Raw genomic sequence first — 15,896 nt, 5'->3', positions numbered from 1 at the left:
AGTCTGGGACTACATGCTTGCACTTCATCTCCGAGCCGCCGACCTGGCGGATACCTCGTTGACCGTATCGCCACTGTTCGAGACGGTCCTGAGCCTGCGTGCGTGGACCTCGCCGAAGCGGCACCGTCTGCACGAGCCGTGGCGTCGACGCGTCCTGACGGCATGGCAGCAGTGCGACACCGAGATGCTGACGGCGTTGGTCTCCCCCGACGGCAGAATCCCGGACTTTCTCGCTCCCCGGCCGATCACCGAATCCCCGGCCTTCGCCGACGAGATCGCCATTGTCGGGGCGACACCGGCAGCGGAGATGCGACGCGATATCGCCGCAGCCTTCTCGGCGGACGTTCCTGCGGTGCTCTCCGGCTCCGCCCGAACCGTCCGCACCCGTATCGTCCACGCGCTCTCTCGATACTGGACTACGTGCCTCGAACCCGACTGGGCCCGGATCCGCGCGGTGCTGGACGGTGATGTGGACTACCGAGCGCAACAGCTCTCGCACTTCGGGGCACGAAAGATGTTCGAGCATCTCGATTCTCGTGTCCGTTGGGACGACGGTGTGCTGTGGGTCGATCGACTCGAGGACCAGGTGTGGGTCGATGTCGACGGACGTGGACTGCCACTGATTCCGTCAGTGTTCGTGCACGGGGCGATCACTCAGATCAGCCCGACACGGTCTCCGTCTCTGGTGTATCCGGCCCGCGGGCGCGGCTCAGTGTGGAACGTGGCACGGACAGCTCCGAACCGGGCGCTTGCCAATCTTCTCGGCACCCAACGTGCCACGATTCTCACGCGGCTCGACGCGCCCACTACCACCGGGGAAATCGCTGCCGCACTGGGCGTCTCACCCAGCGCGGCGAGCCAGCATCTTCGTGTTCTCCGCGAAGCGGCGGTCGTGCGACGCGTCAGACAGGGACGATCGGTGCTGTACGTACGCACTCCCCTCGGGGAGGATTTGGTCGGGCCGAGTCGATAGATCTCGCTACGACATGCTGTTGTTCGACATCGCATCACTCGATCATGAAGTGAGTCGGTCTGGGTGCGGGTCCGTTACGGGTCCGCGTCTGAGAAGCTGTCTCGCGTGATCGCCGAGAAGCTGCCATTGTTCGTGACCAACCGTTCGACCGCTGCTGTTCTGGCGACAGCATTCACCGGCTTCGTGTGGTCGGAATACAAGATGGGGATGCGGAAGCCGCGGACCGGCTCATCGAACCGAGACAATGGTTCCGGCCGCGCCGTTGGCCGCGGCCTTGTGCTCTCGTATGGCGGAGGCCTTCTCCTGAGCGTGATCTCGCCGGCTACTGTATGCACCCGCCACCGACGAGAGGTCTTTCTGACAGGGTTGGCTACCGCGACCCTCGGTCAGGCGCTTCGGATCTCGGCAGCTCGCACACTCGGAGAGTCCTTCACATTCGTGGTCCACACGCACCCTGAGCAAGTCGTGGTTCGGACTGGCCCGTATCGGTTCATTCGCCACCCGTCCTATGCCGGCGCACTGATCTGCGCGCTCGGCTTCTGTGTTGCGTACGGGAACTGGCTTTCTCCCATCATGGTGGCCTTTCTGGCCCGGGGATATGTACGCAGAATCCCCTCGGAGGAGACGGCCATGCTCGAGGGATTGGGAGACGCGTACGCCGAGTACATGGCGCGCTCGAAACGATTGGTGCCCTTCGTCTTCTAGCCTGGGTTGCCTCAGCGCAAGAGAGCCTTTGCCCACACACGCAGGAATCCCTGACTCAGGTATGTCAGGGTGCCGATCGCCAGAACCCATTTGACGGTGCTGACCACGGTGGTGGCGCGGACGACGGTGTCGGTGATCTGTTCGCGGTTGTCGACCAGTATCAATCCGACGATGTTCTCGATGTAGTCACCGGCAGCGGAGGCCACGGGCGCAACGGCCAATGCCGTCGTCGCCGCAGGGCTCAGCGGGGTTTTCGCTGCCAGGCTGCGTGCGCCTGCACGCAGTGCGACGGCGTAGATCGCCGGATGCACGAAGTCGGGCAGATAGTGGCTGCGGAACCTGGCGATCTCGGTCTCGTCCATGTTCGCCAGGATCTGTCGATAACGCTCGGCGGACCACGCCGTCTGTACGGCAAGCACTTTCGGAGCTGCGGGGCCGAGAAGTCGGGCAATGTTGGCCTGGGATACGACGAACAGTGCCGACCAGCCCAGCATTCTGCGATCGAGCGCACCGATAGTCATGTCCGAAACCCTAATGCGTCAGGAACGGGAGAACTGCGGCCTCGAACGCCGAGTATCCGTCGCGATGGATGCTGTGTCCGGTGCGAAACGCCTCGACGCGACAGGTCGAAATCTCGGAGACCATCGCGTCGAGCCGAACCGGATCGACCATGCCGCCCGGACCTCCCCGAAGCACCAGCGTCGGAGCAGTGATGTCGGCCAACGACGCCCACCACTGCGGATTCGGACGACGGAACTGTTCGAGAGCAGTGGAGGTCATCGAGCGATCGAAGGCGAGTACCGCGCGGGGATGCAGAACGACGCTGGTCGCTGCGTGCCAGAGTTCGGTGACCGACGGCATCTTGCCGGTCAGGGTCGGCGGAGCGTCCCCCGGCCGAATCGGTATCGGCAGCTCTTCGAGTACCAGACGACGAACGAGCTGCGGGCGACGTTGCGCAACGAGCGAGACCGCGTATCCGCCGAGGGAATGTCCGACGAGATCGACTTCGTTCAGCCCGAGGTGGTCGATCAGCGCCAGCAGGTCTGCCCCGAAGGAATCGAACTCGTACGTGGACGTGTGCGCGCTCTTGCCGTGTCCGCGCAGATCGACGGTGATCACCCGGCTGCCCTGCGCGGTGAGTGCACGGGTGAACCGATCCCAGGTTGTGCTGTCACCGCCCATGCCGTGCACCAGCATCACCGGTGCCGCATTCGAGTTCGCGTGCCCCAGCGGGGTGAACGAGCGATACGCGATATCGACGCCATCGAGGTCGACCGTCTCCGACATCATCTGCATTCCTTCGACGGTAGCGGTGCCGCTATTCGTAGATTCCTTCCACCCGCCACCGACCCTCGTCGAAGACCAGCAGCAAGGCCCTTTCGTCGTCGAGCACCACCTGGGCTCGCGCCGTCGGACCCGTCGACGCGTGGCCACTGTCCCACCATCGCTCGTCCACCGGCCACGGTCCGGCCAGACCCGTCAGTCCCCATTCCTTGGTGCCCCAGCGCAATCGCGACGGCGGAGCGTCGAACACACCGCGGTCGGTGACGCCGATTCCGGTTCCCGCCCGATTCATCAGCGTCACCGTCGGACGTGTCTCGATCACTGCCGCCGGAGCAGGCTCCGGTAGACGTCCCGGCCAGGGATCCGACGGATCGGACATCGGCACCAATTCGTCGCCCAGCGGACGCAGCGTGATCCGCTCGGCCGGCCCGCGGCCACCGCTGAGCACACCACCGAGCACCGATTCGCCACCGAGCAGACCCTGCACGCGCACCAACGCCCGACGCGCCCTCTCGTCCTCGTCCCCGACACTGCCCCACAAACCAAGTTGCAGCTCACCTGCGGCCACCACTTCGATCGGTTCGAGCCGTAGAACGGTGATCGCGGACGTCGGCTTGTTCTCGCTGCGCCCGGTGATCCAGCCGTCCAGTTGCCACCGCACGCGGTCGGCTGTCCCCTCCGGAGTCAACGGCTCCGCGCACCGCCAGATCCGCGACAGATTCTCGCCGTTACCGGTACTGGCATGCACCAACAGACGAGTGCACGCAACGGCAGCGGCAGCGAGCTTGGTGTGCAACTGCTCGGCCAACCCGCGCCCGGCGAACGCAGCTGCGTCGACCCGATCGATCGGCGGATCGCACAGGTACTCCACATCCAGGTCCGGCGGCAGAGCCCTGGCCGACGGCGGACGTTCGGGCTCGCCCCTGGCACTGCGATGCGCCAACACCGCATCGGTACCGAAACGCGAGGCGACATCGCCCGGAGACAGTGCAGCGAAGTCGCCGATGGTTCGTAAACCCAAGCGGCGCAACAGATCCACCAGCTCACCGCGATCGGCAGCGGACATGCTCGGTTCCGCCGAGAGTTCTGCCACCGGCAACGGCGCGAGAAATCCTGCACCCCCGCCGCGCGGCACCACCTGCGCATACCGCGCGGCGACGACCGCAGTGGACAGCTCGTCGGCGATGCCGATCTGACATTCCACACCGGCAGCCGACGCTTCGTCGATCAACCGTTCCGCGGCCCGATGCTCGGTACCGAAATATCGTCCGACGCCGCGGACAGAGAGAACCAGCAGGCCAGGTCGCAGCACTTCGACTCCCGGTGCGATGGCGGCGACGGCCGAGACCACGGGCTCGAACAGTCGCGCATCACGATCGGTATCGGCCAGAGCGACATGCACATCCGGGCACCGCGCCTGCGCTTCCCGACGGCGCAGGCCGCGCTTGATGCCCGATGCCCGTGCCGTCGCCGAGCACGCGACGACCCGATTGGCGGAGGTGACGACCACCGGATGCGTCGCAGGGAGATCGGCCTGGGCAGCGGCTGCAACAGCAGGCCAATCGGGGCACCACAGCGCCAGAACTCGGCTGGGACGGTCGATGCTCATGTCGAGACCGCGATCGACAATGGATTCTGTTCGAGCTTCTCGGCATGCCATTCGATGCGACCGTTCTCCGAACGCAGGTCGAGTCGAACGGTGCGGGGCCGCATCGCCTTGCCGCGCGCGCACACCGACAACCGGACGCCGCGCAGTCGGCCGCGGCCGAGCTCCCGGCCCGTGCCGAGGCCGTCGTATCCGTGCACCGATGCGTCCAGTCGTAGCTCTGCGCCGTCCCAGTGCCCATCGGTCACCAGCAGCGTCGACCCCTTGCTACGCGCTCTGGCCACCACGGCCCTGGCCCGAGTGGGCGATACCGACAGACCGCCGAGACCGAGCACGACGAGGTCGACACCGTCGAGCAGAATGGCCGCCACTTCCACCGGGTCGGGACCAGGATCGGGAATCAGGGCCAGCTTGCTCAACTGTGCGCCCATCTCCACCGCGGCCAGAATGCCGAAACGAGGCTGCCCGATGACGGCCACATGGCCACCGGCACCGGTCACCGCAGCGACCAACCCGATCAGGAGCGAGCCTGCGCCGGACACCGAGGCCACCGTTCCACGCACCAGCCCACCGTGCGGTAGCACCTCGATCAGCGCAGACGGCACCGGAAGAACGGGCCGCTGACGGGTTGGACGCTGCGTCGACGGTTCCGGGTGCACGGGCTCGACGGGTTCGGAATTCTCGATGCGCACCGAGGCCGTTTCGCCCCGGGAAGGCACGGCAGCCATCCGGCTACGCAGCAACGCCACGCGCTCCGGCAGCGACAACCCGTCGAGCGCATCCGGCGTGACGGAAGCTCCAGATACAGTCATGTCACTCCCCTTCGCGGCGTAGAAAATCGAGCCGAAACATCGGTGTTCGACGAACGCGGGAAGTGGCGTATTCGAACACAATTTCGATCTGCACTCAGTAAAGCCGCTCGGACGGCAACTCGTCAAGGTGATGGCGAAGCCCCTGGTAGATGCCTCCGTTCCTCGGCTGCAGGCACGTCCCGTCATCGTCAACTAACCTGTGGACGTGACGGATCAGCAGCGTGTTGGACGGGGCGTCGGGCCCGACTACCTCTTGGCAGGCAGATACCGCCTGGCCGGCAAACTCGGCGGTGGAGGCATGGGCGCGGTATGGCTCGCCACCGACACGCTTCTGCACCGTCAGGTGGCCGTCAAGCAGGTCACGTCCACCACTCGGTTGAGCCCACAGCAGGCCGTGGAAGTACGCAACCGGGCCATGCGCGAAGGTCGGATCGCTGCCCGACTCTCCAGCCCCCACGCCATCGCGATGCACGACGTCGCCCTCGTCGACGGTGAGCCGTGGTTGGTCATGGAATACCTGTCCTCGCGCAGTCTCGCGCAGGCACTCGGCACCACCGACTCGCTACCACCGTTCGAGGTCGCTCAGATCGGCGCACAGATCGCCGACGCACTGACCGAGGCGCACGAGGCCGGAATCGTGCACCGAGACATCAAGCCGGGCAACATTCTGATCGCCGATCGCGGCAAGGACCTGGGTATCGTCAAGATCAGCGACTTCGGCATCTCCCGCGCCAAGGGAGACGTCGAAGAAGCCGACGACAGCGTGATCACCGGCACCCCGGCATATTTCGCACCCGAGGTCGCGCGCGGACAGGATCCCACCGCAGCCAGCGACGTGTTCTCCCTCGGCGCAACGCTGTACACGGCCATCGAAGGTAAACCGCCGTTCGACATCGATCACGATTCGATTGCACTTCTGCACCGAGTTGCCAAGGGGCAGATCATCGCTCCCACCCGCAGCGGCGATCTCACGGGCCCGTTGCTGCACATGCTCGAGCCCGATCCTGCCCGACGCCCCACCATGGCGCAGGCCCGCGACGAGATCATCGTCGCCGCGATCAGCAAGCGCGGCACCATCGCTCAGCTGCGCGGGGTGCCTCTGACGTCTGCGGACGGCGTGGTCCCGGCATGGGCGAGGCGCTCGACACCGGTCTCCGAATCTCGCCGTCCGTCGCGGGAGTTCGGCAGAACCATCGCGGGCCTACCGGCCGTGCAACCCGGTGAGAGCCACGCCAATCCGGTTCCTTCGACGTACTCGCCACCGCCGTTCGACCTGCCGAAAAAGAAGAAGAACCCGATCGACGACGTCCTGATGCGGATCGAGGACGTCATCGGTGACCGCACGTCGATTCCGTCGACCGCGATTCTCGCCGCCCTCGTTCTCGTCGTCGTGATCGTTCTGGTTCTGGTGATCGCCCTTCTACTGTAGTCGCGCCCTCAACGCGACTCGTGCACGATGATCGCGATCTGAACTCTGTTGCTGCACTCCAGTTTCGTGAGGATTCGCGAGACGTAGGTCTTCACGGTCGCCACACTCATGTACAACTCGGCACTGATCTCCGCATTGGACTTCCCCGACCCGACGGCACCCGCAACCTCGCGTTCGCGATCGGTCAGAGAATCGAGCAGGGCTCGTGCCCGCGCCGTGGCGGAGTCGTGCGATCGAGCGTCCTGCTCACGCCAGTGGGCAACCAAGCGTCCGACCGCCGTCGGCGACAACATCGATTCCCCGGTTCCGACGCGATGCACCGCGTCGACGATGTCCCGCGGCGGTGTGTCCTTGAGCAGGAATCCGTTTGCGCCCACCCGCAGTGCCCGCAGCAGATACTCGTCGGTATCGAAGGTGGTCAATACCACGATGGCTGCCGTGAACCCCTCTGCGCGAAGCATTTCGGTGGCCGCGAGCCCATCCATGACCGGCATCCGCACGTCCATCAGAACCACGTCGGGAGTCGACGCACGCACTACCTCGATGCCACTGCGACCGTCGGACGCCTCACCGATCACCCTGATTCCGGGATCCGAGCTCAGGATCAGCGACAGGCCTGCGCGGACCAACGCGTCGTCGTCGACCAGCACCACTGTGAGCGCATCGGGACCATCGGTTATTTCGGGCACGGCAACCACGCTTCCAGACGGTAGACCACTCCGTCGCCGCGACGCGCGATTCCGTACTCGATTCGTCCACCGGCCAACTCGATACGTTCGCTCAGACCGATCATTCCCGACCGCGAACCGGGTACTGCCGCGAAACTCTCTGTAGCGAGACCATTTTCGAGCCACACTCTAAGCTCACCACCCACCAGCGCAATTCCGCAGCGCACCGGCAGGCCGGGCGCGTGCTTTCTGGCGTTGGTCAGACCTTCCTGAATCACCCGATGAACGGTGCGGGAAACAGAGGGCGTCAGCGTTGTGTCCGAGGGCATCTCGTCGACGAACGTCACCCGAGTACCGGCCTTCTCCGAATCCTCGATCAGTTCGCCGATGTCCACCACACCCGGTTGTGGACGCGCCGAGGCCGCGACACCCGATCGAAGCACTCCCAATATCTCCCGCAGATCCTCGAGGGCACCGTGTGCATTGAGTCTGATGGTCGACGCGATTGCCTCGACTTCCTTTGCACCGACGTCCGGCCGGACCTCGAGCGCTCCGGCATGGAGGCTGACCAACGAAATCCGATGTGCAAGAGCGTCGTGCATCTCTCGCGCGATCCGCTCCCGTTCGAGTCCCCGGACGGTCTCGGCACGCAGATTCGATTCGGATTCCGCTCGCTCGGCCCGCTCACGCAGAGAATCGATCACCTCGCGGCGGGCCTTGACGACCGAGCCCCACGCGGCGGGAATGCTGAGAAGAGCCACACTGAGGATCCCGATGTACAGGACGGACTGTTCGGCCCACACAGTCGTCCAGATCATCGACGCCGCGAGATGCAGAACCACCACCGCGGTGGTGACCCGCCACGACTGTCGAGACGCAACCGTGAAGATGGCGACCAGCTCGGCACCACCCACTGCATCGGTCAGGATCGTGCACACCGCCAGCGCTACGGCGATCTCGATCGGCCATCGACGCCGCCACCACAGCAACACAGAGCCGAGAACACCGACGACGATCGACACGACCGTGCGCGTGGTGGTCATCCCCTCGGTGCCTGCGGCCACAGACAACACCAACACCAGTGCGAACGCGATGGCGGCGACATCCCATACGCGTTCTCGATGCCGTCGCAGCAGCGTCATGACTGCGCCGTCATGATCGAACCAGGGGGCGCCAGTACTGGCTGGTCTTTCTGTCGCGCACCACCACGCCGAGTCTGTCCAGCTCCGAACGCAATTCGCGTGCGTCGGAACCCGCTTTCTTCTTCAGCGCCATGTCCCGAGCTTTGAGCACCGCGTTCACTTCCGGTGCCAAACCAGGAGTTTCGGGCACCCACAGGTGATACAGATCGTCGTACGGATCGCCGGTCGCGACCGAGTAACCCCGCTCCTCGAACGCCGCCTCGATGGCATCACGCTTCTCCTCGATCGGCACCCGCACCAACTGACGCGAGGCACCGTCGAGCAGAACCAGTTCCTTGCCGTCGACGAAGACCGTCCCGACCTGCGACCTGGACACGGTGAGGGTCTCGCCCTTCTCGGTGACGCGTACGTGTGCCTCCGACACCGCCACCCGTGCAGTGTCGTAGAACGCGGCCGCCACCAGAGCCAGCCCGAGCAGTACTCCCACCCCGATACACACGTACCTCACCCACCACTGCGACCACGAGGCGATCAACTCCAGCGGACCCTGAAACGGTATCCAGGTGAGCGACGCTCCCCAGGACGCCGCATAGGGCAGCGCGAACCCCAGCAGGCCCCCGACGATCACGGCACCGACAACCAGGAAGAACCGGTCGCCTCGGGAGAACCACAGCACCGCCGGCGAGGTCTCCCCGAGCATCTTGTCGTCCATACCCCCAAGGTATCGAGTGTGGGAGCAAGTACCCAGTCATCGAAAGTCGATACTTCTCCACCGACTTTCGGGTGCCGTCGACCATCGATCAGCCGAAAACGGGCATCACCAGTGTCGTCAGCGCGCCGTCGACTGCCGACCGCACCAGCATCGGATGGTCCGGCGCGGCGATATCGAGCATCAGGTCCGGTCCGACGGCCGATGCGACGGCAGCCTGCAGGACGGCCGCGTCGAAGAACACCGTCGTCTCGGAACCGGTGACCCGTGCGGGAACGGCGACACCCTCCACCGTCAGGCCGTCCGGGCCTGCGTCGATCCGCAGCGTGCCGCTGTCGAGGGGAACGAAATCTCGTTGCACCACAACCCTCGTCGCGGTCGGAGCCAGACCGTCGATGATCGTCCGCCAGTCGGGATAGTCGCCGTCGACGAGATCCACAGTGTGCTGTACGCCTTCGGACTCGAGCATCATCGCGTTGTCGGTTGCCGTCAGCACGCAGTTCCCCGACGTAGGTAGAGCCCCGAGCGAGGCGACCGCTGCAATACGCGACCAGGATGCACCGGGCGAGCTCTGTGCGACGAGGCTGCGAGTGGAGAGTCGGTACCGATCCGTTGCGGTGAGGGTGACAGTGCCGCCGTCGACCTCGATCAGCACGCCCCGCAGCACCGGAAACTCCTCGCTCGTTCCGGCCGCAGACGCGACCTGTCTCACCGCCGACGCGAACTCGGCGGCAGATACCGTTGCTGTGCAGTATTTTTCGTCGAACAACCGGCGGATGGAGACTGCGGCCTCTGCTGCCGCCCGTGCTCGTGCGGCGAGCTCGTCGACGTGCCGATCCACGATCTCGACCGCTGCAGCTCCGGCGCCATCGAGGGCGGAGGCCACCTTGTCGAGCGGCATGCCGATCTCGCGCAGTTGTCGAATGATGTTCGCCCGCTTCGCCTGTGCTCGGGTGTAGTAGCGATAACCGGACTTGGCGTCGATGAGGGCCGGGACCAGCAATGCACAGTCGTCGTAGAACCGTAGGGCGCTGGGGGTCAGCCCGCTCGAGCGAGCGAACGCACCGATGGTCAGGAATTCTTCGTCCGAATCAGTCATGGTGAAATCCTGAGGCTTCGGGTAGGTCGAAGGTCAAGCGTGATCCCGACGACTAATCGATTCGACGCTTGTGCGCCCATCGGGTGAGCGCATTCCGGTTGGACTGCTGAGTCTTTCGGAGAACGTTCGAGGCATGCGTCTCGACGGTCTTGACCGAGATGAACAGATCCTCGGCGATCTCGCGATAGGTGTAGCCGCGCGCGAGCAACCGCAACACCTCGAGTTCACGGGGCGTCAGTGAATCGAGTTCCGGATCCAACGGGGGCTCCGGGGCGGCACTGCGACCGGTGAACGAATCGAGGACGAATCCGGCCAGCCGGGGGCTGAACACCGCGTCTCCCCCGGCGACGCGTCGAACACCGTCGGCGAGTTCCGAGCCGGAAATCGTCTTGGTGACGTACCCCCTCGCCCCAGCACGGATGACGGCGATGACGTCCTCGGCGGCGTCGGACACACTCAGGGCGAGACATACCGGCCCCTCGGAGATGCGGTTCAACACGGCCACACCGCCGCCGTCGGGCATGTGCACGTCGAGCAACACCACGTCCGGCTTCGTCGATTCGATGCCCGAGACCGCCTCGGCGACGCCTCCGGCTTCCCCGACGACGTCGATGTCCGCCTCGCGAGCGAGTTCGGCTCGCACACCGGAACGGAACACCGCGTGGTCGTCGACCAGGAAAACGCGGAAAGGTTCGGTCACGTCGGCTGCTCCTGCTGGCTGGATTCGGATGGTTCGGTGGTCACGGCGGTGCCGTTGCGGGGCATGAAGATTCGCACTTCGGTTCCCTTGCCGACGGTCGACCGTACCTGCACAGTGCCACCGCGGCGCTCGATGCGTCCTCGAATGGACTTCGCCAGGCCCTGTCGATCCTCGGGTACCTCGGATTCGTCGAACCCGGTACCGCGATCGCGGACGAAAACGCTGACCTGTTCCGGTTCGGTCTCGGCGAACAGATCGATATTGGTCTCACCGGAATGCTTGGCCGCGTTGACGAGAGCCTCTCGCGTGGCACCCAGCAGCGCGGTGAAACTCTCACGGGACAGGCCGGACTCGACGTCGTCGGGCAGTAGGTGCACGTCGCCGACAGTGATGGGTCGAACCGTCACGCCGTGCTGATCCTCGACCTCACCGGAGATGGTCTTGAGCGCGTCGGCCAAGCTGGAGTTGTCGGTGTCTCCGCCGTCGAACAGCCATTTGCGTAATTCCCGCTCCTGACCGCGCGCCAACCTCATCACCTCCTGCGGCTGATCGGACTGCTTCTGGATCAGGGCCAGTGTCTGGAGCACCGAATCGTGCAGGTGCGACGCGATTTCCTCGCGTTCGTCGTTGCGGATACGCGCGGACCGCTCGGCACCGAGCGCGCGCCAGGTGCGCAACCAGATGGGTACCGTCAACAGGCCGACGCCGACGAGAGTGACCACCACCGCCAGCAGGGACGAGCGCAGCGCGGCCAGATCGACGCGGGCGAGCACCACCACGGCGAGGCCGAGCACGATCAACGTCGCTCCGCCGACGACCCTCGCCCAGCTCAACACGGTCGGATGCTTGGGCAGACCGAGAGCTGTTCGCGGTCCCTCGGAGTCGAATTCGCGCCATACCAGGGCCGCCCCGATCACCACGACGATGACCGGCACGATGACCGATGCAGCGGTACCGCTGAGCAGCCAAGCGAGCCCGACGGCGAGGCCGAGACCGATAGCAGCCAACCCGAGCGCACGCTGGCGTTCGGCGGCACTCGGGTGCGCAGTGTCGTCGCCGGCGGGCGTGAACATCCAGATCAATCCGTAGGCGGCGATGCCGGCACCGGCCGAGGCGGCGAGCAGCGCGAAGGCCACCCGAACCTTGAACACGTCGACGCCGAGATGGTCGGCCAGACCCCCGGCGACGCCGCCGACGATGCGTCCGCCGCCGCGTCGTCGATAGGGCGCAGGAGCAGAGCGTGCAGGAGTAACAGGAAAGGCAGGAGCCGAAGGAATCGGGGTGACAGGGATGGCAGGGGTGACCGGCGCGTCGCCGGCTACGGGTGGTGCGTTGCGGGCGGCGTCAACGGGTGGATTGTCGACAGGGTGCACGCCTCGATCCTGGCACGGACAGGGCGAGTGTCGCATCAGGGTTCGCCCTGATGTTTCGCGGGTCTGTGGAGGTGAACCCGATTTCGGGGATGAAGATCAGGGGTATCCCTGATGTGTTTCGTGGTCGCGGCGGCCACGATGGTTGGCATGAGCAACGTGACCGTCTCGGATCAACTTCAGCAGATGTGGCGCACCCGTCCGCACCGCTTGCCGCAACGCGGGCATGTGGCGGGTGTTGCGGCCGGTATCGGCTATCGATACGACGTCGACCCCGTTCTGATTCGGATCGCGTTCGTCGTCTCCACTTTGTTCGGCGGCACCGGCATCGTGCTGTATCTGGCGGCGTGGCTGGTGCTCAATCGCGCCGGCGACACGGCGTCGGGCGCGGAGTCGCTGGTCGGGCGAGGACACAGCTCCGATTCGACGACCAAGATGGTGGTCGTTGCGGTGGCACTGGTCATCGCGGTGTCGACCATCGGTCCGGTCGGTGTCGGACTCGGCGGTTCGGGGCTGATCTCTCTGGTGGCGATGCTCGGTGGACTGTGGTTGCTGCACCAACGGTGCCCGGAGCCGCCCCCGTACATGCGGACGGCAGAGTTCTCCCGTAATCGCTACGCCCCGATGCCTTTCGGTTCTCCCAGCGCATCGGCCGAGCAGTGGACGGCCGCGCAGTACCGTCCGCCCCAGTTCCAGCACGAGCGCTACACCCCGTACACGACCCTGCCGAAGAGCTACGTTCCGACGCCGAAGCCCGTCGAGCACACCGGAATCGACGCAGACGCGCACACCGTGAACCTGAACAAGTCGACCACATTCGCCGAGAAGTCGACCGAGAAGCCGGCCGACCTTCCCACCGTGACTCCCCCGTCGTGGGATCCACTCGGTGTGGCACCCTTCGCCTGGGATCTTCCCGAACCGGCAGGCACCTTCCCGCCTGCGCCGATCGAACGCAAACGCCGATCACGTTGGACGGCAAGCTTTCTCGGCTTGGCGCTGCTCGCAGCCGGCAGCACCGCGGCGGTAGGTGCCGCAACCGGAGGGGACTGGGCCTCGGCCGGCCGCGTCGGAGCCGTCGCTCTCGCGGTCATCTCCGTCGGACTCGTACTCGGCGCGTTCCTGCGCAAGGGCTACGGACTGTTGGTGATCGCAGCACCCCTGGCCGGCTTCGTCGTCCTGGCGTCAGCGGTCGGTCCGATGGACGTGGACAGTGCGTCGGGAACGCAGCGCATCGCACCGCTCACCGTTGCCGATCTCGCCCCTACCTACGACGTCGGCCTCGGTGAACTGGACCTCGACCTCACGGGGCTCGACCTCACCGAGGACCGCACCGTCGAGATCGATGTGGCACTGGGCAGCGCGTCGGTCACCGTGCCCGATTCGATGAACGTGACCGTGGAGTGCGAGTCGGCCGTGGGGTCGTGCCCCACCGATACCCGGTTCGGCCCGGGAACGAGCACCGATACCCCGACATTGACGATCGTGGGCGATGTGGCAATCGGCGAGCTGAAAGTGGGGAACCCGTGAAGAAGAACAGGACCGACCGCATCGGCCACGACTACGGCGACAGCGATTCCGACACCGAGGATCGCACCTCTGGCCGACGCGGCCCCTCGGCACTGTTGCTCCTCGCCGGGCTGGCGGCCATGGTCGTCTCGGTCGCAGCACTCATCGGCCGAGATGCGATCGTGGCACTGAGCGACGTCCAGTTCCGCTGGGTGTTCGTGGTCGCCGCGGTGGTCGTGGGCTTCGCGCTACTACTGGGCCCCAGCAGAAAGAGCTGACGCCACTACTCCCACTCGATGGTGCCCGGCGGCTTGCTCGTCACGTCGAGAACGACTCGGTTGACCTCCGGAACCTCGTTGGTCACCCGAGTCGAGATCGTTTCCAGCACGTCGTACGGCAGCCTGGTCCAGTCCGCCGTCATCGCGTCCTCGCTCGAGACCGGACGCAGCACGATCGGGTGCCCGTAGGTACGGCCGTCGCCCTGCACCCCGACACTGCGCACGTCGGCCAACAGCACCACCGGGCACTGCCAGATCTGCTGATCCAAGCCGGCGACCGTAAGTTCTTCTCGGACAATCGAATCGGCATGGCGGAGCGTGTTCAGACGGTCGCGGGTGATCTCACCGACGATACGGATCGCCAGACCCGGTCCGGGGAACGGCTGCCTGCCGACGATGTCCTCGGGCAATCCCAGTTCGCGTCCGACCGCACGCACCTCGTCCTTGAACAGCGCACGCAGCGGCTCGACCAGGGCGAACTGCAGATCGTCCGGCAGGCCGCCGACGTTGTGGTGGCTCTTGATGTTCGCGGTACCGGACCCGCCGCCGGACTCGACGACATCCGGGTACAACGTGCCCTGCACCAGGAACTCGACCGCGTCGCCGTGCTCGGCGTTCTCGCCCAGCACCTCGGCCACGGCACCCTCGAAGCTCCGGATGAACTCGCGGCCGATGATCTTGCGCTTCTCCTCCGGGTCGGAGACGCCCTCGAGCGCACCGAGGAAGGTGTCGACCGCATCGACGGTGACCAGCTTGGCACCCGTCGCGGCGACGAAATCCTGCTGCACCTGCTCACGCTCGCCGGCGCGCAACAATCCATGGTCGACGAAGACACAGGTCAGACGGTCACCGATGGCCCGCTGCACCAGTGCCGCCGCCACCGCGGAGTCGACACCGCCCGAGAGGCCACAGATGGCCTTGCCCGTGGGGCCCACCTGCTCCTGCACAGCGTCGACCAGAGCGTCGGCGATGTTCGCTGCAGTCCAGTCCGGAGCGATGCCCGCCGTCTCGTGCAGGAATCGGCTGAGCACCTGCTGCCCGTGCGGGGAGTGCAGAACCTCGGGGTGATACTGCACGCCTGCCATGCGCTTGCCCTCGTTCTCGAAGGCAGCGACCGGCGCGCCTGCGCTGGTGGCCGTGACGGTGAAGCCGTCCGGGGCCGCGGTGACGGCGTCACCGTGACTCATCCAGACCGGCTGTGTGGCGGGCAGACCGTCGTGCAGACGGCCGCCGTCCACGCTGAGTTGGGTGCGCCCGTACTCCCGCGTTCCGGTGTGTTCGACGGTTCCGCCGAGGGCCTGGGCCATGGCCTGGAATCCGTAGCAGATGCCGAACACGGGGATGCCGAGGTCGAGGAGCGCGGAATCGAGCTCGGGCGCACCCTCGGCGTAGACGCTGGAGGGTCCGCCGGAAAGCACAAGCGCGACAGGGTTCTTCGCCGCGATCTCCTCGGCGGTCGCGGTATGCGAGATCACCTCGGAGTACACATTGGCCTCGCGCACACGGCGGGCGATCAACTGCGCGTACTGGGCGCCGAAATCGACGACGAGAACCGGGCGTGCGTGTGCGGGATCGTGTGCAGAGGAGTCGGTCACCGGGTCAGTCTAATGGGACT

The 15,896-nt window shown here is 65.7% G+C and carries 16 protein-coding genes; 5 read left to right on the top strand and 11 right to left on the bottom strand.

From position 1 onward, the window contains the following. The first annotated feature begins 13 nt into the window (after window positions 1-13). Both ABZ677_RS16230 and ABZ677_RS16225 read left to right on the top strand, forming a co-directional pair. Entirely contained in the window at window positions 14-973 is a 960-nt protein-coding gene (locus ABZ677_RS16230; protein ID WP_358370951.1) for a helix-turn-helix domain-containing protein, read from the top strand. Between the two features lie 201 nt (window positions 974-1,174). Then, window positions 1,175-1,678, top strand: a complete 504-nt coding sequence (locus ABZ677_RS16225; RefSeq protein ID WP_358371006.1) for an isoprenylcysteine carboxylmethyltransferase family protein — start codon at window positions 1,175-1,177, stop codon at window positions 1,676-1,678. A gap of 11 nt (window positions 1,679-1,689) precedes the next feature. Here the strand turns inward: ABZ677_RS16225 and ABZ677_RS16220 are convergent, their stop codons facing one another. From ABZ677_RS16220 to ABZ677_RS16205, 4 genes are read right to left on the bottom strand one after another with little or no spacing between them, the layout of a single operon-like run. Next, complete coding sequence (locus ABZ677_RS16220) at window positions 1,690-2,199, bottom strand: hypothetical protein (protein ID WP_358370948.1); 510 nt, start codon at window positions 2,197-2,199, stop codon at window positions 1,690-1,692. 10 nt (window positions 2,200-2,209) lie between these two features. Further along, window positions 2,210-2,968 carry an alpha/beta hydrolase gene (locus ABZ677_RS16215; RefSeq protein WP_094633814.1) on the bottom strand — a complete coding sequence of 253 codons (759 nt, stop codon included), beginning with the start codon at window positions 2,966-2,968 and terminating at the stop codon, window positions 2,210-2,212. A 28-nt stretch (window positions 2,969-2,996) separates the two neighbouring features. Beyond that, a complete protein-coding gene (locus tag ABZ677_RS16210) occupies window positions 2,997-4,571 on the bottom strand; it encodes a DNA polymerase Y family protein (protein WP_358370945.1) in 1,575 nt (524 codons plus the stop codon). Then, complete coding sequence (locus ABZ677_RS16205; RefSeq protein ID WP_358370942.1) at window positions 4,568-5,380, bottom strand: hypothetical protein; 813 nt, start codon at window positions 5,378-5,380, stop codon at window positions 4,568-4,570. Before ABZ677_RS16205 ends, ABZ677_RS16210 begins: the two co-directional genes overlap by 4 nt. Before the next feature lie 205 nt (window positions 5,381-5,585). Here ABZ677_RS16205 and ABZ677_RS16200 point away from each other — a divergent pair, with 205 nt between their 5' ends. Then, complete coding sequence (locus tag ABZ677_RS16200; RefSeq protein ID WP_037188981.1) at window positions 5,586-6,809, top strand: serine/threonine-protein kinase; 1,224 nt, start codon at window positions 5,586-5,588, stop codon at window positions 6,807-6,809. Between the two features lie 8 nt (window positions 6,810-6,817). On the opposite strand, the gene ABZ677_RS16195 is transcribed toward ABZ677_RS16200, so the two are convergent. The 6 genes from ABZ677_RS16195 to ABZ677_RS16170 form a co-directional block, all read right to left on the bottom strand. Further along, window positions 6,818-7,498 (bottom strand): response regulator transcription factor, encoded by a 681-nt coding sequence (locus ABZ677_RS16195; RefSeq protein WP_256986383.1) that lies wholly within the window; start codon window positions 7,496-7,498, stop codon window positions 6,818-6,820. Beyond that, a complete protein-coding gene (locus tag ABZ677_RS16190) occupies window positions 7,486-8,619 on the bottom strand; it encodes a histidine kinase (protein WP_094633721.1) in 1,134 nt (377 codons plus the stop codon). Before ABZ677_RS16190 ends, ABZ677_RS16195 begins: the two co-directional genes overlap by 13 nt. A gap of 10 nt (window positions 8,620-8,629) precedes the next feature. Further along, the gene (locus ABZ677_RS16185; RefSeq protein WP_358370938.1) at window positions 8,630-9,331 is read right to left on the bottom strand and encodes a hypothetical protein; all 702 of its coding nucleotides are present in this window, start codon (window positions 9,329-9,331) and stop codon (window positions 8,630-8,632) included. 88 nt (window positions 9,332-9,419) lie between these two features. After that, entirely contained in the window at window positions 9,420-10,427 is a 1,008-nt protein-coding gene (locus tag ABZ677_RS16180) for a MerR family transcriptional regulator (protein ID WP_358370935.1), read from the bottom strand. 52 nt (window positions 10,428-10,479) lie between these two features. Next, window positions 10,480-11,127, bottom strand: a complete 648-nt coding sequence (locus tag ABZ677_RS16175; RefSeq protein WP_317801141.1) for a response regulator transcription factor — start codon at window positions 11,125-11,127, stop codon at window positions 10,480-10,482. Beyond that, entirely contained in the window at window positions 11,124-12,500 is a 1,377-nt protein-coding gene (locus ABZ677_RS16170) for a PspC domain-containing protein (protein WP_358370932.1), read from the bottom strand. The genes ABZ677_RS16175 and ABZ677_RS16170 overlap by 4 nt, the downstream gene beginning before the upstream one ends. Before the next feature lie 147 nt (window positions 12,501-12,647). Between ABZ677_RS16170 and ABZ677_RS16165 the strand changes: the two genes are divergently transcribed. After that, complete coding sequence (locus ABZ677_RS16165) at window positions 12,648-14,024, top strand: PspC domain-containing protein (protein WP_358370929.1); 1,377 nt, start codon at window positions 12,648-12,650, stop codon at window positions 14,022-14,024. Beyond that, a complete protein-coding gene (locus ABZ677_RS16160; RefSeq protein WP_256986377.1) occupies window positions 14,021-14,281 on the top strand; it encodes a hypothetical protein in 261 nt (86 codons plus the stop codon). Before ABZ677_RS16165 ends, ABZ677_RS16160 begins: the two co-directional genes overlap by 4 nt. A 5-nt stretch (window positions 14,282-14,286) precedes the next feature. On the opposite strand, the gene guaA is transcribed toward ABZ677_RS16160, so the two are convergent. Further along, window positions 14,287-15,876 carry a glutamine-hydrolyzing GMP synthase gene (gene guaA, locus ABZ677_RS16155; RefSeq protein ID WP_094633718.1) on the bottom strand — a complete coding sequence of 530 codons (1,590 nt, stop codon included), beginning with the start codon at window positions 15,874-15,876 and terminating at the stop codon, window positions 14,287-14,289. Window positions 15,877-15,896 lie beyond the last annotated feature (20 nt).

This window comes from Rhodococcus sp. NPDC006774 (assembly GCF_040636045.1).
Classification (GTDB): Bacteria; Actinomycetota; Actinomycetes; order Mycobacteriales; family Mycobacteriaceae; genus Rhodococcoides.
This window is presented reverse-complemented; position numbering and strand designations above follow the sequence as displayed.

What these genes read in the sequence shown, in the direction of transcription:
- ABZ677_RS16230 (WP_358370951.1), top strand. Translation starts at nt 14, where the DNA reads ATGCTTGCACTTCATCTCCGAGCCGCCGACCTGGCGGATACCTCGTTG.
- ABZ677_RS16225 (WP_358371006.1), top strand. Translation starts at nt 1,175, where the DNA reads ATGGGGATGCGGAAGCCGCGGACCGGCTCATCGAACCGAGACAATGGT.
- ABZ677_RS16220 (WP_358370948.1), bottom strand. Translation starts at nt 2,199, where the DNA reads ATGACTATCGGTGCGCTCGATCGCAGAATGCTGGGCTGGTCGGCACTG.
- ABZ677_RS16215 (WP_094633814.1), bottom strand. Translation starts at nt 2,968, where the DNA reads ATGATGTCGGAGACGGTCGACCTCGATGGCGTCGATATCGCGTATCGC.
- ABZ677_RS16210 (WP_358370945.1), bottom strand. Translation starts at nt 4,571, where the DNA reads ATGAGCATCGACCGTCCCAGCCGAGTTCTGGCGCTGTGGTGCCCCGAT.
- ABZ677_RS16205 (WP_358370942.1), bottom strand. Translation starts at nt 5,380, where the DNA reads ATGACTGTATCTGGAGCTTCCGTCACGCCGGATGCGCTCGACGGGTTG.
- ABZ677_RS16190 (WP_094633721.1), bottom strand. Translation starts at nt 8,619, where the DNA reads ATGACGCTGCTGCGACGGCATCGAGAACGCGTATGGGATGTCGCCGCC.
- ABZ677_RS16185 (WP_358370938.1), bottom strand. Translation starts at nt 9,331, where the DNA reads ATGGACGACAAGATGCTCGGGGAGACCTCGCCGGCGGTGCTGTGGTTC.
- ABZ677_RS16180 (WP_358370935.1), bottom strand. Translation starts at nt 10,427, where the DNA reads ATGACTGATTCGGACGAAGAATTCCTGACCATCGGTGCGTTCGCTCGC.
- ABZ677_RS16165 (WP_358370929.1), top strand. Translation starts at nt 12,648, where the DNA reads ATGAGCAACGTGACCGTCTCGGATCAACTTCAGCAGATGTGGCGCACC.